Genomic DNA, 26,051 nt, shown 5'->3' with positions numbered 1-26,051 from the left:
TTTATTGTACACTTGCTGCACCTGCTGAAATGGTAGCTTCTTTTTCACTATTAACCAGCTGCGCCTTGATTGAGCCGGCTTTTTCAATCTCGTAGCGCTGAGCTGCACCGGCTATCTGACTGGCGGTGCCAGAGGTTATCCAGCGTTTGGTGCGCCCGGCATCCCCCAAAGGCGTGCGTTTGCCAAACGAATCGAGAAACACCATGCCCACCTCTTCACCATCGATATCCGTCACCATCACCAGACAGCGCCCGGCATCGATCAAATAGCCGGTCTTGCTGAGGCTCACATCCCAGCGCGAGCTGCGTACCAAGGGGTTGGTATTGGCGTAATAGAGCGAATAGCCCGGCTGGGTAAACCAGACGTCGTGCTTAGAGCTGGTACTCGCCTCGCGAATCTCGGGGTATTGATAGGCCGCTTTTACCATGCGCATCAAGTCGCTAGCGGTGGAAACATTTTTTTCCGACAAACCGCTGGAATCCACAAAACGGGTATTCAGCATCCCCAGCTCGCGGGCTTTGGCGTTCATTGCCTCAATAAAGGCGTCATAGCCACCGGGGTGATGCCAGGCCAGCAAATAAGCGGCATAGTTTTCCGAAGACATAAGGGCAATTTTTAACAAATCCGAGCGTTTTGCGGCCGAGCCTGGACGAATGCGTGAGTAGGCATTGGCGGCGGCGGGGAAGTGACGCTTTTCGACTTTCAAGCGTTCGTCCATATCCGCTTTTGAATCCAGTACCACTATAGCGGTCATGACTTTGGTGATTGAGGCGATAGGCATGACCCAGTCTGAGCGCTTTTCAAACAGCGGCTGTTCGCTCTGTAGCGGCATTACCTGAGCGCTTACGGACGCCAACTGCAACGCTTGGGCGTTTTCGTCGCCCCATACCAGCGGAGCTAACAACAACATACACACACACTTCAACCAACGCGACATCGGCTCCTCCGGGGCAATTCGATATAAAAAACGGAAGATTAACATGATTAATCCGCCATTTCTGGATTGTGGCTCACATCTGCGCTATTGCGGTGTCAGTGACATACGCGCAAACTATTTCTGCTTTCGGCGGTTGATCACGTCGATGTCATTAACGGCTAGGTAAAATAGGCCGACTTTAATCAAATGGAGATGGTATGAAACACGTCATTATTGCTTTTCTGTCACTGGTATTCGCCTTAAGTGCCAATGCTTTTGATATGGGAGATGTCGACAAAGCGTTGGGCTCTAACTCTGAGAGCACCCTGCCTTCGGGCCTATTAAACAACCTGACCGAATCGCTCGGAGTTAGCTCGGAACAAGCCGCGGGGGGCACCTCAGCGCTGTTGGCCATGGCGGCCAACAACTTATCTGGCGATCAAGCCTCGGCGCTGGGCGATATACTGCCGGTGGGCAACAGTGGTGGTCTCACCTCGCAGTTGATCAGCCAAGTGACCAATATGGACAGTGTAAAGTCGATTTTTGATTCTCTGGGAATGGACCCGGCTATGGTGAATCAGTTTGCGCCGGTGGTGCTGGACTATGTTGGCAATAATGGTGGCAAAGAACTGTTGGGCTCACTCAGCTCTCTGTGGGGTCAGTAATCACCTTGGAGAACACAGCGGGGGCCGCAAAAGCGCCCCCCGTCTGCTTAAACACTTCGCTTTAACTTACGCGCTGTTAACGCGCACTGAATTGCTCGCGCGACTTATCACGATCTTGCAGCTCTCGGTCCGTCAGGCTTACTAAATTCACCTCCACCCGACGGTTTTGTTGACGCCCAGACGCATCGCTGTTATCCGCCACTGGGTTGGATTCACCATGACCTTGCACTTGCCACTCGACCACTTCAGCGCCTTGGTACTCAAGGTACTCGGCAACACTTTGCGCGCGGCGCTTGGACAATTCCTGATTGTAGCTACTGGGCCCGGTGGCATCAGCATAGCCGTCTACCGCCGCTTGAATCTTTACGCCCTCGGCGTCTTCGGCGCTATCAAGTAGAGTCAGCAATTCGGTCTTAGCGCGAGGAGTTAGCTCGTCAGAATCAAATTCAAAGCGCACGGTTTTCGCCACCGGCAGGACTTCTTCCGTTGCTTCCATTTCCATCTCAGGCTCGGTGGATACAGTCTCATCCCGAGCACTGTCTGTGCTCTGCGGCGCTTCATCGTCCGCAACTTTCACCGCATGGTAGCCACTTTGCGCAGCGTTAACATTTTGCACATCTTTTTCGGTGCGCATATTCACCAGCTCATAAGAGCTGTCTTGTTCACTGGTCTGGGCGGTATCGGTGCTGCTGCAGGCACTTAACGCCATTACCGACACACACAGAGAAACGCCCAAATATTTGCTTTTGCTGATCATGTTTTGCTCCCGTTGCATAATTACTGACATGCACAGAGCGAGAGACGTGCCAATAACGAAATCACGCTAAAACAGAGTGTTTTTTGTGATAAAACGCAAAATAAATGCGCATTGCGCGCAAAAAACCACCAAACTTAGACGAAATTTTTACGGCCATCCTGTAACTTTTACCAATAGCCCTACCCGCCAGAACTTTTGCCAGCTCAGGCTACCAGTCTAGAAACACGTCCTTCGGGTCGAATCGGTAATCCACCTTGGAGCCAGATTTAATATTGCGCATGGCGTTAATATCACGCTGAGCCTGTAGCGACCACTGCGGATATTCGTCAGGCAAATACTCATACCCCTGGCTCTGCAACTGCCGAGCAATAGCGCGGCGCGCGCCTATGGCCTGATCCAGGCGCTGGTATGGCCCCTGCACATTGCTTTTGTCGGGTTGAGGGCCCACGCCAGCGTAGGCCAGGAGCGTGGCAATGTCGTCTTCATCGCGGCGCAGGTGTAGTTCCACCCTCCGCTCCCGAAACTGTAAAACCAATGCATCGGCGGTGTCGGGGATATCGGACATTGACCATACCTCGTTTTGGTTACAGGTGCTGCTGCAAAAACGGCAATATATCTTGTTGTAGCACAGGCACGGCATGGGTATCAAAACAACTGCCTAACGCTTCTATACAGCCGGTATCCATATAGGCGTGATTATTTCCCTCATAAATTTTTAAGCTGGCACTTTGCCCTGCAGCTTCGAGTTTGTCGACATAGGCCTTTACCGCTTGGGGCGGCGTTGTGGTATCAACACTACCGACATGGTGAAATTGCGGCGGTAGCTGATACTCACTGGCCTGAGGAATGTTGTACGCGGGAGATACCGCTCTGTAGTAATCTGGGGCGGAATCTGGGTTGATGCCCTCGCCAAAAATACCGCGCGCCTCGGCGTTGGCAAATTGCCAGAATATATTTTGCGGTGATTCGAAACCGCCCTTGGCTGCGGCGTATAAATCAAAGGCCCCATAGCTTACCACCGCCGCTTGCACTTTTAGGCCGTCCTCGGCGGCAACTTGCTCGGCGGATTTACCCTCTGGCAACCAGGTGGGATTAAAACCCAAACTGTCCCCGGCAAAACCGTCGCTTTCCAGCTTGCGCCCGGCGGTCAAAATCATGCTGGTTAAATGGCCCCCTGCACTGTCGCCGGTAATCGCAACGCGATTTGGGTCGCCACCATAGTCTGCGATATGCGCTTTCACCCACAGTAAACCGCCAAATACGTCTTCTACAATTTCATTCATGGTGGTGGTGTTGCCGTTATCCGGCAGCAGGCGGTAATTCATATTCGCCACCACATAGCCGCCGTGCTCGGCCAGGTATTGGCTCATGGCGTCCATCACGCTTTCATCGTTAATCAACCAGCCGCCGCCGTGGTAGATAACCACCACCGGGAGTGCCTTTTGGTCGGTTTCAGGGGTGTAGATATCCAGCTTAAGCGACTTGCCGGCGACTTCGGCCCACTGAATATCGTCGTACTTTTTAACCTTGTAGGTATCGGCAGTGGCGAGTGTGCTGTAGGCGAGAGACCACGCCATTAACAGGCTGATAGCGTATTTCATGGATAACTCCTTTGCTTGTTATTGTGTGACTGCAAAAGAAATTAACCTTAGCGAGGCGCCGCAGCTCTCGCTAGCGCTTTTTCAACTCTTTACCCACCCGGCCGGCGCGCCATCTGCACAAAAGCATCCACGTAATCAGTGTGCAGGTCAGTCTCGCGCACGCCTAAATGAATCTGTTTTGCCACGCCCTTTTTTCCCAGACTTACGGGAGTAATCGGTAAACCCGACGCGTACTCGTCCACCAGCCAACGCGGCAGTGCCGCTACGCCGCGCCCGGCGGCCACTGTGTGCAACATAATATCGGTGGTTTCAATGGTTTTATGACGCCTGGGAGCAATGCCGGCGGGCATTAAAAAATAGCTGTAAACATCAAGTCGCTCCAGAGGCACCGGGTAAGAAATCAGAACCTCGTCCACTAAATCCTGCGGTTGCGCATAGGCTTTTGACGCCAGCGGGTGGTCAGCGGCCACCACCAGCACCTGTTCGTAAGCAAATACCGGGGTAAACACAACGCCCGGCTTGTGCAAGGGGTCCGGCGTTACCAGCAGGTCTATCTCGTGACCAAAAAGAGCCGCCATACCGCCAAACTGAAACTCCTGTTTGACGTCCACGTCCACCCCTGGCCAGGCCTCTAAGTAAGGACCCACTATCTTTAACAACCATTGATAACAAGGGTGACACTCCATACCTATGCGCAGTGCACCGCGCTCGCCAGCCGCCATTTGCTGCAGTACCTGCTCGGCATGCTCAAATTGGGGCAGCAGACGATTGGCCAGCGACAGCAGATATTCACCAGCGGCGGTAAGACGCAGTCTGCGACCCTCTTTTTCCCACAGATCAATCCCCAGGCGCTGTTCCAGTTTTTTAACCGAGTGACTCAGCGCCGACTGTGTCAGGTGCAAGCGCTCGGCCGCACCGGTTAAAGTCCCCTCGCGCTCAACCGCACGCAGCAAAGCCAGGTGGTGTCGCTCCAACATACTTATGAACTCAGGTAATCATTTGACACTGATGCTACCACTTTTAGTCATGCTTTGTAGCCAGCTCATTAAATAGATTCTGCCGGATAGTCGTGGCTCTGTCGGGCGGTGCAGCAAATACAAAACGAGTAACAATTGCGGCCTATACTTAGCTGCTGCGCTATTTATTCGAGGTGTTCGTGAGGTTTTCTGCCACTTTTTTTCTGTTTGCGGTTGCAAGTTCACCTGTTACCGCCGATTGGTCCATGGATCCTTCTCTGATCGCCTTTGGCGATGTTTACGCCATACCCGACCACCATCTGGACGCAGCCGATAACGATGCTGGCTTATGGCTGCGCAGGCTCTATTTAACCTTGGACTTAACACCCGCCGAGTTACCCATTAGTTTGCGTTTGCGCAGTGAAACCAACGGCCCGGATCATATTGCCGAGAGCGAAGATTTCAGCAGCCAGCTAAAAGATGCCTATTTTGAATGGAATACCCATAATCATAAAATTATCTTCGGCAAACAGAGCGCCCTAACGTTTCAACGCATTGAATCATTTTGGAAATTCCGTTCGCTGGAGAAGACAGCGCCGGATTTGCAGGGTATTACCAGCCGAATTTTTGGCCTAGGTGCGAGCGGCCCTTTGTTTAGCGACGAAGTTCGCTACGCATTTGTCATCTCTACCAGCGGGACCTTGGGCGTAGATCATGCCCAACAAGCGAAATACCAGGCATCGCTCGACATAAAGTTAACGGAACGATTATCGCTAGAGCTCTATGCCGATGAGCTTAAAAGCGAGCATGACACCCCCAGCGCCAATACCGAGCAAGTGTTTATTCGCTGGCAGGATGACAGAACCCGTATCGGTGCGCACTACACCCATCGCGACTCACACGGCGGCGACAATACCCCCGGCGATGTTGAGCTCTTCTCGGTGTTTGCCTCAACCTCGGCAACGCCATGGCCACTCATTGCCCGTGTAGACCGCTTGCTAGAGCCGAGCGCGCGCGGTGAAAACATCGACTATATGCCGTTTTCTCCCGAGTCCAAGTCCACCCTGTATATTCTGGGGAGCGAGTACCGGCTCTCACCTGAACTTCGCTTACTGCCCAATATTGAGTATGTGAATTACGACAGAGATATAGCGAGCGATTGGTATCTAAAACTCACGCTGGAATTTACCCTTTGAGGAAAAGAGCTCGGGTTTAGCCTTGCCAGATTTCAAGGCACTGTCGTTAACTAACGGTAAGATTACCACCACGCAGCCGACGAAAAACTCGGTATGCGAATGTATCAAACTGTAAAGTTAGTACACGCACACGAACTTCACTCCGACTTTTATCTCCAATCCCGCACCTTGGAAACACCAACAATAAGTGGAGTGGCCCTATGCTTGAAAAACCGAAAACCGATTTAAACCTTACACAAACCAGCCGTCGCAATCTGCTACGGGGGTTAGGTGCAAGCCTGGCTGGTGCGGGACTGGCCGGATGTGGCTCTAGCAACAATGGTAATGGCGCTACAACTACAAGCAGCTCATCCAGCATAAGTACAGGGGAAGGCAGCTGTATACTGATTCCACAGGAAACTGAAGGCCCGTATCCGCTATCAGTCATTCTCAGCAACTCGGCCTATGTTCGCGGCACTATTCACGAAGACAAACCAGGCATTCCGCTCACGTTAAAATTTAATTTGGTGGACATCAACAACGGATGCGAAGCTTTTCCCTATGCGTCTATTTATGTCTGGCATTGCGACAAAGACGGTCTTTACTCCGGCTATTCTCAGCCGGGCGCCAACACCATCGGCGAAACCTTCTGCCGGGGCGTGCAAGATGTAAATCAAAACGGCGAAGTCACATTCCACACCATTTTTCCCGGTTGGTATGCCGGGCGACTAACGCACATCCACTTTCAAGTATTTCTCTACAATGATACGGTCTCAGTCGCTACCGCCACCTCTCAGCTGGCGTTTCCCGATGACGTAGTCCAAACCGTTTATAATTCTGACCTCTATCGTGATAAAGGACAAAACACTTCGGTGCGCTCATACGTTGAAGATGGCATTTTTGCCGATGGAATTGAGAGTCAAAGAGTGACTATCCAAGGCACCATTAATGAGGGGTATACAGCGACTCTGACAATTGGCGTTGCGGCGAGCTAACATTAACACGCCGCACACCCTCACCTAGCAGAAAACATCAGGCTTTATTTTTACGTAGACTGCCAAACAGGGCCACTAGGAATAACACTATCAATGCAAAGCTCACAACAGCCAAGCAATGAGCCATTGTCAATCCTAAAAACACCGGCGGTGTGGCCTGACACATGTCCTGGACTTCAAACATCCAGGGCAGCCAGCTATCGAGCGGCGCCCATGCAGGAAAGTTAGCTTTAAACCCACAAGCGCCACCATCGCCAATCGCGTACTCCACTTTAATCAGGTTCCAGGTTTCTACGGCCAGACCAATGCTTAACGCCAACCCGGTGGTGGCACAAAGAATACGCCCCCACCACCAACGCTTTGCCACCAGCGCCAGCAACGCAAGTAAAAATAATGCTGCCACCCACACCCGCACATAAATGCACAACTCGCAGGGGTAAAAATACTTCACGTGCTGAAAGTAAAGTGCCCCGCCTTCAAGCGCGAGCATTAACAACGCCACTGCAAGCCAAAAATAGCGGCAACCTGAAATGCCTAACAAATTACTTTTAGTAAAGTTGCTCATGCTTAATTTATCCAATTTATGATTAATATTTGTGCTCAATCAGCGACAGCTCTGTAACTTATTATCCGCTGTACTTTCTCGGCTTTCGCGTTTGAAAACTCAAAAACATCACACTGTCGATAAGACTTGCCGGCGCGCACCTCGGCATTTACCGCGGCGCTTTTGCCGTGCGTGATCACATGAGTAACGACAACCGACACTGGGGCCTCGGCACGGCGCAAACTCTCGCCGATTTGGTCGCCGATTAAGGTTTTGCCCTCAGCTGTTTGCCAAATCGCGTTGTCGGTTAACAGTGTCGCTGCGGTTTGAGCGTCTGCGCTAGCAAGCGCGACGGCAAGAGTTTCTGCTCGTTGGTTTTTAGGCGAGTTTTTACATTGGCCGCTCGATGTAACCTGGGTTTTCAATTCGCCGTCTCCCGCACAATAACCGCCCGAATGCAACGCAGCACACCGTAATCATACGCACCATCGAGCGCCTCATAGACCGGCTTGAGCTTAAAGGGTTCATCGTCGTGGGCGAGCATTACATCGAAAATGGCATCCAGCTCTTGCTCGGGTAGCTCCACCACTTCGGCGACGTCCAGTTGGCCCTGCTCAATCAAACCTGCCAAGTGGCCATAGACTGTCGTCTCGGTAATGTCGCGCTGGCGGGCAATATCCGCCACCGTCATGCCCGCCTTAAAAAGCGCAAAGGTTTCGTGTTCGGTGGCCTTTACGTTGGCAGCACTACCGGCGTAATCGGCCAGGCTCTGTACATGCTCGGTTATCGCCTCCACAAAGGCATCGCCATAGTGCTCGCGCTTACTGGCGCCCACGCCAGAAATTCGTGCAAATGCCTCCAAATCTTGCGGCTGCAGGCTGACCATTTCCATTAAATGCGCGTCGTGAAAAATCATGTAGGGGGCGATATCCTGCTCGGCGGCCAGGCGTTTGCGCAGCTCGCGCAGGCGATCCCACAGGGCGCGGTCCGGGCCGGTTAAGCCGCTGGCGGCCTGGCCGCTGCGAGACTTTCTCCCGTTTTCGACTTTTGTGTCTTTACGCAGCTGGATGTGGCTCTCGCCTTTTAACAGCGGGCGACACTTTTCCGTCAGCATCAGGCCGCCGTAACCTGCTACATCAACCTGCATTAGGCCTCGTGCCACCAGCTGGCGGAATACCGAGCGCCACTGATTGGCATCCAGCTCGTCGCCTATGGCAAAGGTGCTGAGCTTTTCGTGGCCGAACTGCGTGACCTTATCGGTGGCTTTGCCCAGCAACACATCAATTAAATGGTTGACACCGAACTTTTGGCCGGTGCGATAGCAAACACTTAACGCTTTTTGTGCCGCTACTGTGCCCTCAAAGGTTTCCGGCGGCGATAGGCAGGTATCGCAATTGTTGCAGTCAGGATGATCCTGCTCGCCAAAATAAGACAGCAGCGCCTGGCGGCGACAGCTGGTGATTTCACACAACCCCAGCATGGCATCCAGCTTGTGGTGCTCCAACCGCTTGTGCTCGTCAGTGCCCTGAGACTGGCTGAGCATTTGCTTAAGCTTAATCACATCCTGCACGCCATAGGCCATCCAGGCGGTGGCTGGCTGGCCGTCGCGCCCGGCCCGGCCGGTTTCCTGATAGTAAGATTCAAGACTTTTGGGCAAATCCAGGTGCGCCACAAACCGAACATCCGGCTTATCGATACCCATACCAAAGGCGATGGTCGCCACGACAATCACCCCGTCTTCGCGCAAAAAGCGCTCTTGATTCTGCTGCCGGGTGGCGGCGGGCAAACCGGCGTGATAAGGCAGGGCGGTGTAGCCCTGAACACTCAACCAGGCGGCGGTTTCTTCTACTTTGCGGCGCGACAGGCAGTAGACAATGCCCGCATCCTGAGGGTGCTCGTTGTGTAAAAACCGCAGCAATTGCTGGCGTGCGTTCTGCTTTTGTTCAATCCGATACTGGATATTGGGGCGATCAAAGCCGCTGACAAACTGCGCCGCGCCCTCCAGCTGCAGCCGGCTGAGAATTTCCGCGCGGGTGCGCTCGTCAGCGGTGGCGGTCAGAGCAACGCGGGGCACTTGAGGAAACTGCTGATGCAGCAGACTCAATTGTAAATAGTCTGAGCGAAAGTCATGCCCCCACTGAGACACGCAGTGGGCTTCATCAATGGCAAATAGAGACACCGGCAAGCGGTGCAACAAATCCAGAGTACGAGGCTGAATCAAGCGCTCTGGCGCGACATACAGAATTTTAATCTCACCACTTACGAGCCCCTGCTCAACCGCCCGCACCTCCTCCAGACTGAGACTGGAGTTTAAATAGGCGGCGCTGATATCCAGCTGCGCCAGGGCATCCACCTGATCCTGCATCAACGCGATTAGCGGCGAGACCACTATTGCCACCCCCTGACGCACCAGCGCCGGTATCTGGTAGCACAGCGATTTGCCACCACCGGTGGGCATAAGCACCAGCGCGTCTTTGCCGTTGATCACAGTGTCGATAATCTCGGCTTGCTGACCGCGAAACGCGTCATAGCCGAAGGTGGTTTGCAGAGTGTGGAGGGCCGTTGGATTCATCCGTGAGAGTTTATCAGTTTGCGCATCCTGAAGGGTAAGTTAGCCTAACAACCTCGCCCTCGCAAACGGCTATTTCTTGTACAGATGTGGCATTTCTGCGCGCAAGCTGGGGGATGACATTTATATGACAAGAGGCGCTTCGCCTTTCAATCCCACAAGGCGGGCCGTAATATAGCCGCTCAGCAACAAAGACGGACAACCGGAGCCCGGCATGGTGTTAACCCCGGCCATCACCGACAATCTGCATTTTCTGATCGCCGAGGTAAAAACGCACCTGGCGCACCTGCAGAACTTTTTCGCCCAGGGCAAGGTAGCCCATGCCCACCGTTTACTGGAGCGCAGTGGTCACGCCTACAACCTTAACCTGCGGGTGCAAAATGCCTGCATGAAGCATGTCGCGCTGCAAAGCAACCAGCACTCTATGAGTTACCGGGCTGTGAGCCGCATTGCCAGCGAGCTGGAGCGCATCGCCGAGCTTGCACGCGAATGCCTGCAACAGATGAATTTTCTGCACAGCGGCGCACGACTGGACTTAAGTGTGTACCTGCCACTATTGCAAAAAGTCGACAAAAGTATCGATTTGATATCCCGGGCGTTAAAAGATCGTGACACGCAACTGGCCTTAAAGCTGGGAAAGACCGAGCGCAAACTGGAGAAGTCTTATAAAAAGCTGGTCAGCCAGTACACCCGCCAGCTGAAAAAGAAAAAGCACACCGAGGATTTAGTCAGCGGATTGTTTATTGCCCACGCCATTGAGCAGATGGGCGACGCCCTGTTAAACATTAGCGATTCCATTATCTCGGGGCATATGGGCCAGCCACTGGACTTACAGCGCTACAGCTCTCTGCGCAGCACCATCAATAACTGGCTCGAGGAAGATCTGGCCGCGCAACTGCGAGTTACCCCCCTTGCCGAAACCCGCTCTGGCAGTGGTATCAGCACCATCGACAATCCCACCGATGAGCAGTGGCAGAGACTGGTGTACAAAGACGGCAGCAAACGCAAGCTTAAAGAAGAGCTGGAGGGGGTAAATCGCTGGCACGATATTTATCCGGGGGTTGCACCGCACATTCATACCTACCAAAAGCAAGGCGACAATGCCGCCTTACTGATTGAACATTTAAACGGAGAAACCTTCGAACAGCTGGTCATAAAATCGCCACAAAAGCGCCGTAAAAAGGCCATGACCAGTCTGAAAAAAACACTCAACAGCATTTGGCAACAGACTTATACCGACCAGCCCAACCCGGCTAACTTTATGGCTCAAACTCTTAAGCGCCTGCCGGATGTGTACAGCGTGCACCCGGACTTTCAACATGAGCGCCAGAGTCTCGGCAGCTACAAAATAGAGAGCTTTGACGCCCTGGTAAAGAAGGTGCAGAAGAAAGAAGAAAAACTCGGCGCACCTTTTAGTGTGTTTATTCACGGCGACTTTAACGTCGACAATATTATTTACGACCCGGTTGAAAACAAAATTAACTTTATTGATCTTCACCGCTCTTGCCACATGGATTACGTGCAAGACGTTTCGGTGTTTATGGTTTCGAACTATCGTTTGCAAGTGCTGGACGAACCAGTACGCCGGCGCATACGCCAGCAAGTTGAGCAGTTTTACAGCATTGTTCAGACCTTTGCCCGCAAACACAATGATGACACCTTCGAGGTACGGCTGGCGCTTGGGCTGGCACGCTCGTTCGTCACCTCGACCCGCTTTATTCTCGACCACACCATGGCCACACGCATGTATTTAAAAGCGCGCTACCTGCTGGAGCAAGTCAACCAGCTGCCACGCCACAAGCTGACCGATTACCACGTGCCATTAACGGAGCTTTTTTGTGACTGATTCGACCAAGGGAAAAATAGCTGTGGTAGGCCTGCCCGGCAAATGGTCCACCGAAGTATTGGCCGATGCCTTGCAAGCGCGCACCGGCTTTCGTCTGGTGGTCGACATGCGCGAGGTGGTACTGGATTTACAAAACAAAAGTCTCTATTACCGCGAGCACAACCTGTGTGAATTTGATGGGATTATCGTCAAGAAAATCAGTGCCGAGTACAGCCCCAATACTCTCGACCGACTGGAGCTTCTGCGGGTAGCCGAGGCCCAGGGCGTGCCGGTTTTTAGTCAGGCGCAAAGCATACTGCGCCTGATTGACCGTTTGAGCTGTACGGTAACACTGCGCAACCACGATATTCCCATGCCGGCCACAGTGATCACCGAATCGGTAGATCAGGCACTGCACACCGTGGATAAATTTGGCGCCGCCGTATTTAAACCTCTCTATTCCACCAAAGCGCGCGGTATGGAAATTATCAGGGCCGAGGATGCGGATAAGAAATCCGCCGTGGAGCGTTTTTCCAGCACTCACCCGTGCATGTATATCCAACAAAAGCTGAATTTGAGCGGGCGCGATTTAGGTATGGTATTTCTGGGCGGTCAGTATCTTGGCAGCTATGCCCGACTGGGAGCGGGAGATAGCTGGAACACGACTATTCACAGCGGCGGAAAATACGCCAAAGCCGAACCTGAACCCGAATTGATTGACCTCGCGACCCGTGCTCAAGCGCCATTCGCGATGGACTTTACCACCGTAGATGTGGCTGAAACAGACAATGGCCCCATAGTTTTTGAAGTATCGGCGTTCGGCGGTTTTCGCGGCGCCAAAGATGGTATAGGTATCGATGCCGCTGCACTTTACGCGGATTACGTTCTGGAGAAGCTCAATGGCTGAAGCCAAGGCAAATACCGAAACGGAAATACACAACTTTTTACACTGGTTGCAGCGCCATCCGGAAAAAACGGAGTACTCCCTGAGCCTGGCACTACCTGGCGCTTCAGTGCAGGTCAATTGCACGCAGGCACAAACAGCCAGCAGCCTTAAAGCCTACTTCCAGCCCTGGCTTATGTCTGGCGAGAAAAATTGTGACGCCACAGTTACCGTAATTGAATCACCCACTGTTGCGGAGTATTTACCCTGGCAAGAATGGCAGCGGGAACCGGGCAAAAGCGCGCGCAAAGATACGTTTATCGATCTGGATGATGCGCGTCTTCTGCGCAAATGTCGCACCGGCATGGTATTTCTGCAAAGCAGAAACCAGCGTATCGCGATAGGCCCCTGTAATGACAACCTGAATCAGGTTATTAATTTTATCAACAACCAAGCCATGAACCAGCTGCAACAAAATGGCTGGTTAATTGGCCACGCCGCCGCGGCAAGTTACAACCAGCAGGCAATCGCTATTGCCGGGTTTTCGGGCGGCGGAAAATCCACCAGTATGCTGCGGCTTCTGGATCACCCGAAAGTTAACTTTGTGAGCAACGATCGGATATTTACCAAGCAAGTCGGTGAGCAGCTGTTGCTTTGCGGCGCGGCCAAAATGCCACGGGTTAACCCGGGCACCCTGCTCAACAACCCGCGCCTGCAACCGTTATTAACGGCCGAGCAAAAGCGGCGCTACCAGACCATGGCTCCGGACGAGCTGTGGGAGCTGGAGGAAAAATACGACGTGCTGATTCCCAAACTCTACGGCAGAGGTGAAAACACCCGTATTGAGAATACCGCGCCGCTAAAAGCCATTGTGTTGTTGAACTGGAACCGCCGCGAGCAATGCGCCACTCGCATTGACAAAATTGATATAAACGAGCGCCAGGAATTACTCCCCGCATTGATGAAATCCTCTGGCCCCTTTTACCAGCGTAGCGATGGCCAGTTCCAGCCCAATGCACAAATGCCTGCGCTTCAAGCCTATCTGCAGCAGCTAAGCCACACCCAAGTCTATGCCGTTAGCGGCGGGGTAGATTTTAGCGCGCTGCGGGATTTTTGCTGGCAGCTGTGGCAATTACCAGAGGCACAGGATTAATGCGCGCTTTTGCCTTGATACGCCATGGGGACTACCGGCAGAAAAAAGACACCCCCAGCGCCCATCAGCCCTACCCGCTCACGGCAAAAGGTGAACAGCAAGCGCGCGACTGTGCACTGTTACTGCAAAAGGCAGCGTCCGATTTAGAGCTGGGTTTATCGTCGGTTATGCACAGCTCAACGTTACTTCGCGCCTGGCAAACTGCCGAGATTATTCGCCGCGAGTTGGCAGTAGACGAGGGGCAATTGCTGCAAAGCGATGCGTTAACCGAGCGCTGCGTAGGCAGCGCGGCGAATCTCACCATCGATGAGATAGAACAGCTGCTGGAACAAGACCCACGCTACCCCAGCCCACCGGAGAACTGGAAATCGCGCAGCGACTACTGCCTGCCACTGCCCGGGGCCGAATCTCTGCAGCAGGCCGGCGAGCGGGTTGCAAGTTATATCAGCCAGCTCGCCGACGAAAGCGCGGACAATTCTCTTACGGTGATTGTCGGCCACGGCGCTGCATTGCGCCACGGCGCCAGTAATCTGGGTATACTGAGTGAATCTGACGTTGCCAACCTGAGTATGCATCATGCCCAACCAGTTATTATCGCTTGTACTGAGGCCGGCTGGGTTCATCTAGCGGGGCAGTGGAAACCGCGCACCTCACCACGGGAGTTCACCGACTGAGCATGAATGCCGAATCGTCGCTTAACAGCAAAGCCATCAGCCAGCTTACCCATTACGAGGGGGAAAAATGGCTGCCTATGACCCTGCCGGATCATGTGCGCCCCTGGCTGGATGAGGGCAAACACGCTTTTCGCCAGCGCAAGCGCGGGCGCCGCCGCGCGCGCCACGCCATTGACCAACAGGTATCACAATACCCCTGGGTGTGGCCCAAGCGGCGGATCATTTTTATCTCGGATCTGCACGCCGATGCCGACGCTCTGCTCGCCTCACTGGTTGCCAGCGGCGGGGTGATACGCACAGGTAAAGGCGACAATAAATTCAAGTTGAGCAAACAGGGGAAAAAATCTGTTTTTGTTTTCGGGGGCGATTTTTTTGATAAAGGCCCCAGCAACCTGCGCCTGTTGCGGGTGTTAAAAAACCTGATCGATCAGAAGGCGCGGGTAAAACTCTTGGCGGGCAATCACGACGTTAGAGTACTGTTCGGCATGCGTACAGCAGGCTGCGCCGCCGATGTTAAAAACGGGCATTTTTTTGTACGCATGGGAGCCAAAGCTATTCCGCTGCTAAAAGAAATTCGCAACGAATACTTAAGCGGAAAAAATGCGCTGGCAGATGTACCAGACACCAAGCAATGCCGCCAATTACTCTTGCCACAAAACACCTGGTTTGCCGGCTTCCAAGAGGCCGCTAAAAGCCAATTATCGCCCGCCGCCTGCGAACGAGAACTGGCCAAGATTGCAAAAAAATCCGCAGAATTTGAAGACCAATGCCACAAGGCTGGGTTGACCCTGCGCGAGGTATACGCCAGCGCCCTTTTATGGCAAAAGCTGTTTTTATCTAAAAGTGGGGAGTTTTACTGGTTTTATAAAAAACTGAGGCTAGCTCTCAAGCGCGGCAGTTTTTTATTTGTACACGCGGGCCTGGATGACAACCTTGCCAACGAAATTAGCACTCGCGGTCTCACACCATTAAACAAAGAGTTTGCCAAACAATTAAAAGGCTCGCCCTTTGATTTTTACTACGGCTCGCTGGCCAACAGCATTCGCACCAAATACCGCGCTGTGGATCACCCGCTAAGCAAACACGGTGCTCGGCGGACTCACAGTGCCGGCATTCACGCCATTGTGCACGGCCACCGCAATTTACACCGGGGCCAACGCCTGGCACTGCGCCGCGAGTTGCTGCACATAGAGTGCGATATCACCCTGGATAAGCACTCACGCAAAAAAGAGTCTCTTAAAGGGCTGGGAGCGGGCGCCACGATTATCGACCCCAAGGGCTTCGTCGCCGGAATCAGTAGCGATTGGCCCGCAATTAAATTATTTCAGCCGCAGGCAAAATAACAAAGGAACAACCATGAGCCGAGAGAAAAACAGCTTTCGCCACGAATCGCTGCAGGACTCGCAATCCATCCGCAACTTGTTGCAGGCGCTTATGGATGGCATAGACGCGGGCGAACTGTCTTTTAGTGAGGGTAAAGAAACCCTGACGCTCTGCCCCCAGGGATTGATGCAAGTAAAAGTTACCGCCCAGCGCGAAGACGCCTACAACCGCGTTAATTTACGCTTTAGCTGGCACGAGCAAAGCGACACCGAAAGCAAACAAAAAACGCTAAAGGTTAACGGCAAAAGTACCCGCAAGTAAGCCGCTGAGGCCCATACGCCATTCACTAGTTAGCGTCATTTCCCCATAACTGGCCGATGGCGCGGCGAAAAGACGGCTCGGTAATTTTGCCGTGAGTGCTCTGAAAGCGATCGCGATAGACGGTCAAGCCGTTGAAATTACGCTCAGCCAAAGAAGCCTCAAAAAGGGTGACAAATTCATCGTTTCCCTCAGGCAAGGCGCTGGAAAGAAATACCTTAGCATTGAGCTGTGCACTTGCCAGATAGCGGTTTTGCTCCAGTTGCTCAGTCTGCTCCGGATGCTGATAAAAGCTGGCATCAAACGCGAAAAAGTTATGAAACACGGGATCGACGGAATCATCCATCAACAAGGCCAAACCCGCAAATACGCCACCAAAGGAAGTACCCGCGATGGTGCGCTGACTGGTGTCTACCCGCAAGCCAGCTTCGGCGAAGGGAATCAATTCGTGGACAATAAATTGGAAGTAGTCGCGCGCACCGGGCAGCAAATAATCTGTGCGACGGCGGTCATCGGGGCCCTCGGCAATGGCCACCAGTATGGCCTCTACACCTTCATCTTCGAGCAAATACGGCAGGCCTGGAAACAATGTTTGCCCATCTAGCGCGTAGATAACCGGGTAGCGGCGCTGCGAGTCATCGTACCCTGGCGGTAGATAGATATGCACTGGATACTCAACCCCGGTAATAGCCGAGGTAAACAGTGTTTCGCGCACCACTTGCCCGGCGAGAAACCCAAAACCTTCACCACTGTTATCCAGGTCCTGAAATTCCGGCTCATTGAGCGACGCCACCGAAGAGGTGCTGGCCTGTGCAGAACTGCTTGCATTGCTCGCGATATCGTTAGAGACAGCCCCACTGGTAGCGCCTGAGGATGATCCGCCACCACCGCCTCCACAGGCAGCAAGAACCAAGAACGCGGGGAAAACAATAAGATGCTGCAATAATTTCATTAATAGCCTCAGCGATTAAAGCGCAGAAAACGCTTGATTAGTCTCCGCAGGCCAACTATCGAGCAACTAAACTTCTCTTTCTTCACCCCTAAAGATGAATAATACGCCAATATCCAGCGTAAAAATCCCTAAGCTTTGCTCTAAGCCCACTCACACCAATAAAAGATTTATGCGCCAACTTCTGGCCGCAAAGGGCTGCGATCAACACAGACCAATACGAATCCATCCTGATTGACTGAAGGCGTTCAACTAAAACGCGGAGGGGGGTGTTAAAACCCGGTGATATTCCATCAACCCAAAGGAATTACAGTCGATTAGTTCCAATGTTTCTGACTAGAAACTGTTGGGAATGATAAGGTATAAGAGGCTGGTCGTAAAATAACCAATATGGATAGATGTCATTCAAATCCACATCGATGGATATAAGCCAGCGCTATAAAAATAGATTGCTTAACTCATGCACATAAAAAAGCCCCACAAATGGGGCAGGGATAAAACGGTTGGCAATTAGGGGCGGATCCCTCCACCCCTATTACCAGGCAGCTACTGTGCTGCCGGAGCAACGCACATGGTGTGTACGCGAAGGTCGCTCAGCAGCCCCAGTACAGCGGCTTTAGATATTTCTACCCGGTCAAACTCCGCGCTGGTGGGCATCATTACCAAGTACTGATCCGGGTTATTAAATAACCCTAACAGCTGCAAACCCAGTAACCCCGTAGCGCCACCAGACTCCTGCGCCACACCATCGAGGTATGTGGTTAGGGTAATGTTGTCCAACAAATCCAGCTCCAAGAGATCGTTGGCAGACGAGACCACTACCCCGACCCGATGACTGCCTGCATAGCTGGTGGCAGTATCCTCCGCCGCCAGACTCACTGTGCCGGCTACCGCCACTGGGGTGGCAACCGTGGCAAAGTTGTTGAGGTCGCTGTCTTCAATGTTGCCAGCGTTCAACACCCCACATCCCACGCACAGTATGCTGCTTACATCGGTATGCACTGTGATATTGGGGTCGATTAGCGGCTCGTAGAGTTTGCCCGGAGCGCAGGCTACATCTTCTGTGGCATCGCACACATCGCCTACGCCATCGCCATCGATATCGGCCTGATCGGGATTAGGGGTAGAGGGACAATTATCGGCACCATTGTCCACACCATCGTCGTCCAGATCATTGTCACAGGCATCGCCAATGCCGTCGCCATCGCTATCAAGCTGGCTCGGGTTAGCGATCAGCGGACAGTTATCTGCGTCATCGTCGGTGCCGTCACCGTCCTGGTCGTCATCGCACGCATCACCCATACCGTCTGCGTCCATATCGGACTGGTCGGGATTACTGACCAGAGGACAGTTATCACCGCTGTTCGCAATGCCATCGTTATCTCTGTCGCCGTCGCATACGTCACCTATACCATCGCTATCGGCATCCGCCTGATCGGCATTGGCTGTAAGCGGGCAGTTGTCTGCCGCATCGGCTATGCCATCGCTATCGCTGTCGGTAAAGCTGTCGCAGGCATCGCCAATACCGTCGCCGTCGGCATCGGCCTGGTCGCCGTTGGCGGTGTCGGGGCAGTTGTCATCATCGTTGTTAACGCCATCACCGTCACGATCGTCGTCACACACATCACCGACAGTATCGCCGTCAAAGTCCAGCTGATCCGCATTGGCCGTGGCCGGGCAGTTGTCTGAGCCATCGTCGATACCGTCACCGTCGCTGTCGGTGTTGCTATCGCACGCGTCCCCTACCCCATCGGCATCGGTATCCACCTGATCCGCATTGGGCATGGCTGGGCAGTTATCGGCACCATTGGCCACACCATCGCCGTCCAGGTCGTCGTCACAGGCATCGCCGACACCATCGGCATCCCAATCACTTTGATTAGTGTTACCGGTTCTGGGGCAATTGTCGCTGCCATTGCTAATGGTGTCGCCGTCCACATCGGCATCACAAGAGTCGCCTATACCATCGCCGTCCAGATCATTTTGGTTGGCGTTAGCCTGGTCGGGACAGTTATCGGCGCCGTTATTAACACCGTCGTCGTCACGATCGTTGTCGCACACATCACCGACACCATCCAGATCCATGTCGGCTTGGTCAGCATTGGCAATCAGCGGACAATTGTCGGCATCATCCTGAATGCCATCATTGTCTGTGTCGCTATCGTCGCTGCCGTCACAGGCATCACCCACCCCATCACTATCAGTATCGAGCTGACTGGCGTTGGGGGTTGTTGGGCAGTTGTCCTGATCATTGGCAACACCGTCGCCATCCACGTCCGTATCACAGGCGTCACCGGTGCCGTCGGCATCGCTGTCCTGCTGCCCGGCGTTGGCAACCAGGGGGCAGTTATCGGCGCTGTCGACAATCCCGTCGGCGTCGCTATCGGTAGCAGAGCCCTCGTCGCAGGCATCTCCCAGGCCATCACCATCGGTGTCCAACTGATCTGGATTGGCAACCGAGGGACAGTTATCACCGGTATTATCAATGCCGTCACCATCGCGGTCATTGTCACAAACATCGCCAGCGCCATCGCCGTCGGCATCGCTCTGACCGGCATTGGAAATTAACGGACAGTTGTCGTCATCATCCGCTATACCATCGCCATCACTGTCGACAGGATCCACCGGATCGTTACTGCTATCGCAGGCGTCGCCTATACCGTCGCCGTCACTGTCCACTTGCCCTGGGTTGGCAACGGCGGGGCAGTTGTCGGCTTCGTCGACAATCTCGTCGCCATCACGGTCATCATCGCAGGCATCGCCAATGCCATCTCCGTCCAGGTCGTTTTGTGCCGCGTTGGCATTGGCTGGGCAATTGTCGATGGGATTAGGCAAACCGTCATTATCGCGGTCTAAATCGCAGACATCGCCAACACCATCGCTGTCGGAGTCGAGCTGATCGGCATTGACATCGACCGGGCAGTTATCCACCGCATCGTTTACGCCGTCGCCGTCATCGTCACTGTCGCAACTGTTACCCAAACCGTCGCTGTCATCGTCGAGCTGCAAGGTATTCGCGGTTAAAGGACAGTTATCACCAGAGTCGGCTACGCCGTCATTGTCGACGTCAAGATCACAAACATTACCAATCCAATCATTATCCTGATCCAGCTGCTGTGGGTTGAAATCTAAGGCGCAGTTATCAATGCCATCGTCAATACCATCGCCATCTGAGTCGGCATTGAGATCACAGCTATCTCCGATGCCATCGGCATCCGTATCGGCTTGATCTTCATTAAGGTCGCGAGGGCAATTGTCAGCGCCATTATCCAGCGCATCGCCATCAATATCGGTATCGCACAAATCGCCCAGCCCATCGCTGTCCAGGTCTGACTGCGCGGTATTGGCAATTAGGGGGCAATTGTCGTTGTCGTTTTGTACACCATCGCCATCGCTGTCGCCATCGCAGGCATCGCCAATCCGATCGCCATCACTGTCCTGCTGGTTCGGATTGACCAGCAGCGGGCAATTGTCTTCGCCATCACTGATATTATCGCCGTCATCATCCTGATCGCAGGCATCGCCTATATTGTCGTTGTCGGTATCCTGCTGGTTGCTATTCGCAATGAGCGGACAATTATCCACGCTATCGTCCACACCATCGCCATCACCGTCAGTCACCGGGCTTGTATCGCAGGCATCGCCCACACCGTCACCGTCGCTATCAAGCTGGTTGGGGTTAGCGGTGTTAACGCAGTTATCTGAATCATCCGCTATACCGTCGTCATCGGCGTCGGCGGGTTCGTCTGGGATGTCTATGGGGTCTGGCTCTTCAAAGCCGTCGGAGCTGGAACTACTGGAGGATTGTACGGGAGGATTGGGTGTTTGCGATGAACCACCACCGCCTCCACCGCCGCAACCCGCAAGGCAAAACAGGCACACTAATGCCAGTGAGAATATCCGGTACATGTTATATCCCTCAACAAATTGATTTTCCCTGGAACGGTCTACTTAAAATTATATTTGCGTCATTTTTATTACCTTGTCTTAAAACCCGAAAGATTTAAGCGCCAAGGTTAAGTATGAAATTAGCACAGCAAGACCAGTACGCAAATCAACCTTAGAACAAAGGCGCATTAGCGAAAAATTTAAAATACCGGAAAGACTTTATAAGTGAGATTCTAAGAGAAATAGAGCTTTTTAATAAGCAAGAAAAATTATAACTTTATTAACACAACAAAAAAATCTAAAAAATCAGGCTCCGCAAAACTGCGAAGCCTGAATAGTTTTACTTGCCAAACATTCCCTTAAAGGCGTTTGCCAAATCGGCCGGGTAAACCACCGTCTTGCTGTTATCCGAGGTCGAGAGCTCCCCGATGGATTCTATGTACTTCTCGCCAAGCAAATACATAACAGGCAACTCATCGCCCCCTTTTACCGAATCGGTCACCAGCTGAATCGATTTTGCCGAGGCATTGGCCAATACAATTTTCGCTTCACCATCGCGCTTTGATGCTTCAAGCCGGCCGTCCGCTTCTAAAATCGCGGCTTGTTTCTCACCTTCAGCTTTGGTTACGGCGGCGCGGCGCTGGCGTTCGGCCGCGGCCTGCTCTTCCATGGCCTGCTGCATGGTCGTCGATGGGTTAATATCCTGAATTTCCACGGTCTTCAGAACAATACCCCAGTCGGCGATATCGTCGGAGATAGAGGCTTTTAATTTTGCTTTAATTTGATCCCGCGAGGACAGCGCCGAATCCAGCGCCATCTCACCGATAATGGAACGCAGAGATGTCTGAATCAGGTTCTGAATAGCGATAATGTAATTCTCGACCCCATAAACAGATTTTTCGGGGCTGACAATATTTATATAAGCCACGGCGTTGGCGATAATCACCGCATTGTCCTGGGTAATCACATCCTGCGAGGGAATATCCAACACGATATCTTTAGTAGTAACTTTGTAGGCAACTGTGTCAAAAAACGGAATAATCAGATTTAACCCCGGGTTGAGCGTAGTGTGGTAACGCCCCAAACGCTGTACAACGTCTTTGCGCCCCTGAGGTACGATGCGTACGCCGCGGGTAATCACCACCAATGCCAAAACAACGATGGCTGCCACCGTAATTAATGTTGTTTCCATAATATTTCCTTATGCTTTCGGTTTAACGATTAGATCGTTGCCGGAAAAGTCCATCACTATGACGCGATCGCCCGGCTGCAAGTCGCTAGTACAAATAAAACGCCATTCATCTTCGCCTAGCACTGGTGCAGGAAAGCGCAGAATGCCGCGTTGAGTGGAGACGGTGTAATTAAGCACGGTGCCGATCTGGCCTACGGCTTTTTCCATGGCCATGCCCGAGAGGGTTTTGTCTTTCATGCGCGGCGCGATCCATTTAAACCAGGCCAGTAGCGAGAGAAACGACAAGACGATCCAAAGTAATAACTGTAACGCCAGAGATAGCGGCACCAGCCATGTGACCAGCCCCACCACAATGGCACTGACACCAAGCCAGAGCATAAAGAAGCTGGGTAAGAGAATTTCTAACGCCGACAGGGCGATACCGAAAACAATCCAGATCCAGGGCGCGAGCCCGGTTTGCAGCCATTCACCCATAGGGTAACTCCTTGCTTGTTATAATCTAAGCGGAGTATACCCCAGGGCGATGCGAAACCCCTACCGAGGGGTAAATCTATTGACCGCTGACGGTGTGCAATTCAATCGACGACCAACGTGGCTGCACATGGCAGACATCCTCGGACACCACAATGCCCGTCCGAGTCTGGGTGGCATAACCGTCCAGCTGGACGGTTATAGAATAGGTCCCGGCTCGCTCGGAGGCACCGTAAAAATAGCAGCCCTCCGCTCCGTAGTGGCCGGTTTTGGGCTGCAGAAGCTCAGAGTATTCACCTTCGGTGGCTACCACTTGGGCGGCGCACACGTCGGCGTCCTCTTCACTTGCCCAGACATCGATATTTAAGCCATAGCGGATCTCTTCAGTGCAGGCAATGGGCTCGCCGCCAATGGGGCCACTGGGTGCATCGGCCGCGCCCCATTGGGTATACCAAATATGATTATCGTGGGCATAGTAAACGGCATCATTGTGTAAGAGTCCGCGCCTCACCCCGCCGCCGTAATCATATCGGTCATTACCCGCCGCCTCGGCAATTAAGGTGCCCTGATCCAGCATCACACCCTCGGCGCTATCCAAGCCTTGCAAAGACAACATCTGCAAGCCACTGTACTGCCAGCCATTCTCCGCGCTGTTTACGCTGACCGGAAAAGAAACTCGCATATCACCCTCACCTACCGACAAGAAGTTAAGCGCGCGCAAGTCGTATAGGGCTTCGCTATGGCTGCCGCGCTCGCCGATTAGCATTTCGCCCACAAGCTCGGGGGTGCCACCGGCCACCTTCACCAACTGCGCCTTGAGCCCTTGGGTCCAGCCGGTCTGGTTATCGGCGTCCTGCCCCAGGGTAAACAGATAGTCATCGTTAAGCGGATGAATATAAGTCGCAAAACCCGGCACTTCTAACTCGCCGCTGACTTTGGGGTCGGCGCTGTCAGACAAATCCAGCACATAGAGCGGATCAACACGCCGAAAGGTCACCACATAGGCGGTGGGGCCGGCAAAACGCACGGCATAAATATCTTCCCCCGGCTTGCCGATAGGATCGGGGCGAGCGCTGTTAGGTAACTCCGCCACTGCGTCAAAACCCGAGCCCGACTGGCGCAATATGCTGAGGTGGTGCGTTGGCTGATTCCAGTCGCCCCGCGTGGTCACCACCCGCAGGTCGCCTTCGTATTCATTAACCCGATAAGGCGCGTCGCCGCGAATACTGCCTGGCACACCGCCAGTGGCGCTGTAGCTGGCGCCGGAATCGGTTAAATCAAACTTGTGGATGATGGTGCGGGGTTCACTCTGGCGCCAGTCATAAGACGTTAAGTAGAGTGCGTTAGTGCTCATGGTCATGGAATCAACGCCGGTACTCAAGCATTCACTGGACACGACCTGCTGAGCGTTCAAATCAATGGCGGTAATATTCACCATGGAAAAGAAGCCGTGCTCGGGTTGGGTCTCACTGGAGGCATAACAATCGTCACTTAACGGAGCTTCCAAATCGCCCTGTCGGTACCGGGGCAGAAGCTCGGCAAGTTCAACACGGCTTAAAGCGGTCTCGTTTTCGCTGCGAGCTTGACCTTCCACCTCTTCAAATTGCAGGGTTTCCAGCCAGGGGTCATAACGGGTAATCACATAAAGGGTGTCCCCGAGACGACGGCTGTCGATTAAAGAACCATCTAAAGAGATAGCGGTCGCAAGCTTAGGCGCTGAGGGCTGATTGACATCGATAAACTCAATGTTTAACTCACTGTTTCTGGGGCCGGGCCAAATAGCGCTATCCGCGGCTGAAAACTCGATACCCCAGCCGGGCAGCACTGGCTCAACGTGTCCCCACTGGCTGCGAATAGCCACCAAGTGCGAGGCAAGCCCACTGTCCTTTTGCAAATAAAGCGAGTAAGCCGGGCCCCACAAAGGGTCATCAAAACTGTAGGTTCCAACGATGGTCGCATCGGGAATGTCCGGGTCGGTTGAGACAATTTGCACACCTGGCAACTCGCCGTTGTAACTGCTGGGCTGATAAGCGACAAACCAGTGCTGGCCGTCATACTTGGCGACGTCGGACTCGCCTACCCCCTCAATATGGACATTGGTATCAGAGTAATTATCGTTGCCCGTATCCGCCTCAGGGGGGCCGGCGGAGAAGTCCACCGTGCCGCCCCCGTTCTCGCCCTCGTCCCTCGCGCCGGTCTGCAATCGCAGACCATTTTTCACCAAGCGTTCAAAATCTTCACCCGCTAATAGCGTCAAAGGCGCATCGCTGGGCTCGCTGAGTTTGAGTTGGTTATAGTCGACGGGCTCACTAGGGCCACCCGGATCAATAGGTCTAGTGGTATCCGAGCTGGATGACGAGCCACCGCAGGCCGTTAAAGCCCCGGCAATGAGTGCGGGAAAGAGTATTGAGCGCATGTTCCACCTTCCTGGTATGGATTTATCTTCCCAGCATAACCAAAAAACGACAAGATTCTGTGTGATTTTGTAATCACAAACGAGTGCTGAAGCGCACAGGCTCAGGCCTTTGAGTGAGCACTGCGCCGCTTGCAAAACCAATAAACGCGCATGCCCAGCAATGTCAGAGTAATCAAGCCGTAAATTACCGCTTCAAAATAGCTGGAACGAACCTGCCAGAGCACATGCACCCAACCGAGAAGAAGTGCTACATAAACCAAGCGATGCAACTTAACCCAGTTCTTACCTAGCCGTCGCATCATCCTCTTGGTGGAGGTGACTCCCAGTGCAATTAAAATCAGCACCGCCGGCATGCCCGCAGTGATATAAGGGCGTTTGACCATTTCAGAGAAAAAGCGGGACAAATCCAACCCGAGAATAAACGTTAAATAAGCCGCCACATGACAAAGCGCGTAAAAGAGCGCAAACAAACCTAGCATACGCCGGTGCACCATCAGCCAACGACACTTTGCCAACTTAACCAACGGGCTGACTGACAGAGTGATAAACAAAAAGTAAATCGTCCACTCGCCGGTAAACAGAACAATCGTTTTCGCCGGGTCCGCTCCCAACTGCTGCGTCGCAGTGCGATAGACAAGCCAGAGAAACGGCATCATCGAAAGTACGAAAATGACCAATCTACGTGCCACAACCGGCATTAATGCAGCCTCCTGGTTTTGCGTCTGACGTCAGACGTCGGACGTCCGACGCAATGCGTTCTGCGTTCTGCGTTCTGCGTTCT

At 53.2% G+C, this 26,051-nt stretch carries 22 protein-coding genes; 9 read left to right on the top strand and 13 right to left on the bottom strand.

The annotated features are described in order from the left end of the window. Position 1: 1 nt before the first annotated feature. Entirely contained in the window at positions 2-910 is a 909-nt protein-coding gene (gene pbpG, locus NHM04_RS15795) for a D-alanyl-D-alanine endopeptidase (protein WP_254264719.1), read from the bottom strand. A gap of 224 nt (positions 911-1,134) precedes the next feature. Here pbpG and NHM04_RS15790 point away from each other — a divergent pair, with 224 nt between their 5' ends. Next, complete coding sequence (locus NHM04_RS15790; RefSeq protein WP_254264718.1) at positions 1,135-1,581, top strand: DUF2780 domain-containing protein; 447 nt, start codon at positions 1,135-1,137, stop codon at positions 1,579-1,581. A gap of 76 nt (positions 1,582-1,657) precedes the next feature. Here NHM04_RS15790 and NHM04_RS15785 read toward each other — a convergent pair whose 3' ends face one another. From NHM04_RS15785 to NHM04_RS15770, 4 genes are all read right to left on the bottom strand, one after another. Next, positions 1,658-2,338, bottom strand: coding sequence for an OmpA family protein (locus tag NHM04_RS15785; RefSeq protein WP_254264717.1), 681 nt, complete (start codon positions 2,336-2,338; stop codon positions 1,658-1,660). Between the two features lie 208 nt (positions 2,339-2,546). Continuing rightward, a complete protein-coding gene (locus tag NHM04_RS15780; protein ID WP_254264716.1) occupies positions 2,547-2,903 on the bottom strand; it encodes a hypothetical protein in 357 nt (118 codons plus the stop codon). Between the two features lie 19 nt (positions 2,904-2,922). Beyond that, positions 2,923-3,939, bottom strand: a complete 1,017-nt coding sequence (locus NHM04_RS15775) for an alpha/beta hydrolase (RefSeq protein WP_254264715.1) — start codon at positions 3,937-3,939, stop codon at positions 2,923-2,925. Positions 3,940-4,028: 89 nt separating this feature from the next. Continuing rightward, entirely contained in the window at positions 4,029-4,916 is an 888-nt protein-coding gene (locus tag NHM04_RS15770; RefSeq protein ID WP_254264714.1) for a LysR family transcriptional regulator, read from the bottom strand. 245 nt (positions 4,917-5,161) lie between these two features. Here NHM04_RS15770 and NHM04_RS15765 point away from each other — a divergent pair, with 245 nt between their 5' ends. Together NHM04_RS15765 and NHM04_RS15760 are read left to right on the top strand one after the other, a co-directional pair. Further along, positions 5,162-6,091 (top strand): hypothetical protein, encoded by a 930-nt coding sequence (locus NHM04_RS15765; protein ID WP_254264713.1) that lies wholly within the window; start codon positions 5,162-5,164, stop codon positions 6,089-6,091. 200 nt (positions 6,092-6,291) lie between these two features. After that, positions 6,292-7,065 carry a protocatechuate dioxygenase gene (locus tag NHM04_RS15760; protein WP_254264712.1) on the top strand — a complete coding sequence of 258 codons (774 nt, stop codon included), beginning with the start codon at positions 6,292-6,294 and terminating at the stop codon, positions 7,063-7,065. A 37-nt stretch (positions 7,066-7,102) separates the two neighbouring features. Here NHM04_RS15760 and NHM04_RS15755 read toward each other — a convergent pair whose 3' ends face one another. After that, positions 7,103-7,630: a disulfide bond formation protein B gene (locus NHM04_RS15755; RefSeq protein WP_254264711.1), complete on the bottom strand. Its 528-nt coding sequence runs from the start codon at positions 7,628-7,630 to the stop codon at positions 7,103-7,105. A 400-nt stretch (positions 7,631-8,030) separates the two neighbouring features. After that, positions 8,031-10,181, bottom strand: a complete 2,151-nt coding sequence (gene recQ, locus NHM04_RS15750) for a DNA helicase RecQ (RefSeq protein ID WP_254264710.1) — start codon at positions 10,179-10,181, stop codon at positions 8,031-8,033. Between the two features lie 211 nt (positions 10,182-10,392). Between recQ and NHM04_RS15745 the strand changes: the two genes are divergently transcribed. From NHM04_RS15745 to NHM04_RS15720, 6 genes are read left to right on the top strand one after another with little or no spacing between them, the layout of a single operon-like run. Beyond that, complete coding sequence (locus NHM04_RS15745; RefSeq protein WP_254264709.1) at positions 10,393-12,024, top strand: PhoU domain-containing protein; 1,632 nt, start codon at positions 10,393-10,395, stop codon at positions 12,022-12,024. Beyond that, positions 12,017-12,910, top strand: coding sequence for a GAK system ATP-grasp enzyme (locus NHM04_RS15740; protein WP_254264708.1), 894 nt, complete (start codon positions 12,017-12,019; stop codon positions 12,908-12,910). Before NHM04_RS15745 ends, NHM04_RS15740 begins: the two co-directional genes overlap by 8 nt. Beyond that, a complete protein-coding gene (locus tag NHM04_RS15735) occupies positions 12,903-14,039 on the top strand; it encodes an HprK-related kinase B (RefSeq protein WP_254264707.1) in 1,137 nt (378 codons plus the stop codon). The genes NHM04_RS15740 and NHM04_RS15735 overlap by 8 nt, the downstream gene beginning before the upstream one ends. Continuing rightward, on the top strand, positions 14,012-14,713 hold the full coding sequence (locus tag NHM04_RS15730; protein ID WP_254264706.1) for a histidine phosphatase family protein: 702 nt from the start codon (positions 14,012-14,014) through the stop codon (positions 14,711-14,713). The genes NHM04_RS15735 and NHM04_RS15730 overlap by 28 nt, the downstream gene beginning before the upstream one ends. A 2-nt stretch (positions 14,714-14,715) precedes the next feature. Next, a complete protein-coding gene (locus tag NHM04_RS15725) occupies positions 14,716-16,056 on the top strand; it encodes a metallophosphoesterase (protein ID WP_254264705.1) in 1,341 nt (446 codons plus the stop codon). A gap of 13 nt (positions 16,057-16,069) precedes the next feature. After that, complete coding sequence (locus NHM04_RS15720) at positions 16,070-16,357, top strand: amphi-Trp domain-containing protein (RefSeq protein ID WP_254264704.1); 288 nt, start codon at positions 16,070-16,072, stop codon at positions 16,355-16,357. 25 nt (positions 16,358-16,382) lie between these two features. Here NHM04_RS15720 and NHM04_RS15715 read toward each other — a convergent pair whose 3' ends face one another. The 6 genes from NHM04_RS15715 to NHM04_RS15690 form a co-directional block, all read right to left on the bottom strand. Beyond that, a complete protein-coding gene (locus NHM04_RS15715; RefSeq protein ID WP_254264703.1) occupies positions 16,383-17,306 on the bottom strand; it encodes an alpha/beta hydrolase in 924 nt (307 codons plus the stop codon). A 543-nt stretch (positions 17,307-17,849) separates the two neighbouring features. Beyond that, positions 17,850-21,212 carry a thrombospondin type 3 repeat-containing protein gene (locus tag NHM04_RS15710; RefSeq protein ID WP_254264702.1) on the bottom strand — a complete coding sequence of 1,121 codons (3,363 nt, stop codon included), beginning with the start codon at positions 21,210-21,212 and terminating at the stop codon, positions 17,850-17,852. A 319-nt stretch (positions 21,213-21,531) separates the two neighbouring features. Continuing rightward, positions 21,532-22,383 (bottom strand): SPFH domain-containing protein, encoded by an 852-nt coding sequence (locus NHM04_RS15705; RefSeq protein ID WP_254264701.1) that lies wholly within the window; start codon positions 22,381-22,383, stop codon positions 21,532-21,534. 9 nt (positions 22,384-22,392) lie between these two features. Beyond that, positions 22,393-22,857 carry an NfeD family protein gene (locus NHM04_RS15700; protein WP_254264700.1) on the bottom strand — a complete coding sequence of 155 codons (465 nt, stop codon included), beginning with the start codon at positions 22,855-22,857 and terminating at the stop codon, positions 22,393-22,395. Between the two features lie 76 nt (positions 22,858-22,933). Then, positions 22,934-25,270 (bottom strand): beta-propeller domain-containing protein, encoded by a 2,337-nt coding sequence (locus tag NHM04_RS15695; protein ID WP_254264699.1) that lies wholly within the window; start codon positions 25,268-25,270, stop codon positions 22,934-22,936. A gap of 101 nt (positions 25,271-25,371) precedes the next feature. After that, on the bottom strand, positions 25,372-25,968 hold the full coding sequence (locus NHM04_RS15690; protein ID WP_254264698.1) for a sulfite oxidase heme-binding subunit YedZ: 597 nt from the start codon (positions 25,966-25,968) through the stop codon (positions 25,372-25,374). Between the last annotated feature and the right edge of the window lie 83 nt (positions 25,969-26,051).

The sequence above is a fragment of the Gilvimarinus sp. DA14 genome, assembly GCF_024204685.1.
In the GTDB taxonomy this organism is placed as follows: Bacteria; Pseudomonadota; Gammaproteobacteria; order Pseudomonadales; family Cellvibrionaceae; genus Gilvimarinus.
This window is presented reverse-complemented; position numbering and strand designations above follow the sequence as displayed.

What these genes read in the sequence shown, in the direction of transcription:
- pbpG (WP_254264719.1), bottom strand. Translation starts at nt 910, where the DNA reads ATGTTGTTGTTAGCTCCGCTGGTATGGGGCGACGAAAACGCCCAAGCG.
- NHM04_RS15790 (WP_254264718.1), top strand. Translation starts at nt 1,135, where the DNA reads ATGAAACACGTCATTATTGCTTTTCTGTCACTGGTATTCGCCTTAAGT.
- NHM04_RS15785 (WP_254264717.1), bottom strand. Translation starts at nt 2,338, where the DNA reads ATGATCAGCAAAAGCAAATATTTGGGCGTTTCTCTGTGTGTGTCGGTA.
- NHM04_RS15780 (WP_254264716.1), bottom strand. Translation starts at nt 2,903, where the DNA reads ATGTCCGATATCCCCGACACCGCCGATGCATTGGTTTTACAGTTTCGG.
- NHM04_RS15775 (WP_254264715.1), bottom strand. Translation starts at nt 3,939, where the DNA reads ATGAAATACGCTATCAGCCTGTTAATGGCGTGGTCTCTCGCCTACAGC.
- NHM04_RS15770 (WP_254264714.1), bottom strand. Translation starts at nt 4,916, where the DNA reads ATGTTGGAGCGACACCACCTGGCTTTGCTGCGTGCGGTTGAGCGCGAG.
- NHM04_RS15765 (WP_254264713.1), top strand. Translation starts at nt 5,162, where the DNA reads ATGGATCCTTCTCTGATCGCCTTTGGCGATGTTTACGCCATACCCGAC.
- NHM04_RS15760 (WP_254264712.1), top strand. Translation starts at nt 6,292, where the DNA reads ATGCTTGAAAAACCGAAAACCGATTTAAACCTTACACAAACCAGCCGT.
- NHM04_RS15755 (WP_254264711.1), bottom strand. Translation starts at nt 7,630, where the DNA reads ATGAGCAACTTTACTAAAAGTAATTTGTTAGGCATTTCAGGTTGCCGC.
- recQ (WP_254264710.1), bottom strand. Translation starts at nt 10,181, where the DNA reads ATGAATCCAACGGCCCTCCACACTCTGCAAACCACCTTCGGCTATGAC.
- NHM04_RS15745 (WP_254264709.1), top strand. Translation starts at nt 10,393, where the DNA reads ATGGTGTTAACCCCGGCCATCACCGACAATCTGCATTTTCTGATCGCC.
- NHM04_RS15735 (WP_254264707.1), top strand. Translation starts at nt 12,903, where the DNA reads ATGGCTGAAGCCAAGGCAAATACCGAAACGGAAATACACAACTTTTTA.
- NHM04_RS15725 (WP_254264705.1), top strand. Translation starts at nt 14,716, where the DNA reads ATGAATGCCGAATCGTCGCTTAACAGCAAAGCCATCAGCCAGCTTACC.
- NHM04_RS15720 (WP_254264704.1), top strand. Translation starts at nt 16,070, where the DNA reads ATGAGCCGAGAGAAAAACAGCTTTCGCCACGAATCGCTGCAGGACTCG.
- NHM04_RS15715 (WP_254264703.1), bottom strand. Translation starts at nt 17,306, where the DNA reads ATGAAATTATTGCAGCATCTTATTGTTTTCCCCGCGTTCTTGGTTCTT.
- NHM04_RS15710 (WP_254264702.1), bottom strand. Translation starts at nt 21,212, where the DNA reads ATGTACCGGATATTCTCACTGGCATTAGTGTGCCTGTTTTGCCTTGCG.
- NHM04_RS15705 (WP_254264701.1), bottom strand. Translation starts at nt 22,383, where the DNA reads ATGGAAACAACATTAATTACGGTGGCAGCCATCGTTGTTTTGGCATTG.
- NHM04_RS15700 (WP_254264700.1), bottom strand. Translation starts at nt 22,857, where the DNA reads ATGGGTGAATGGCTGCAAACCGGGCTCGCGCCCTGGATCTGGATTGTT.
- NHM04_RS15695 (WP_254264699.1), bottom strand. Translation starts at nt 25,270, where the DNA reads ATGCGCTCAATACTCTTTCCCGCACTCATTGCCGGGGCTTTAACGGCC.
- NHM04_RS15690 (WP_254264698.1), bottom strand. Translation starts at nt 25,968, where the DNA reads ATGCCGGTTGTGGCACGTAGATTGGTCATTTTCGTACTTTCGATGATG.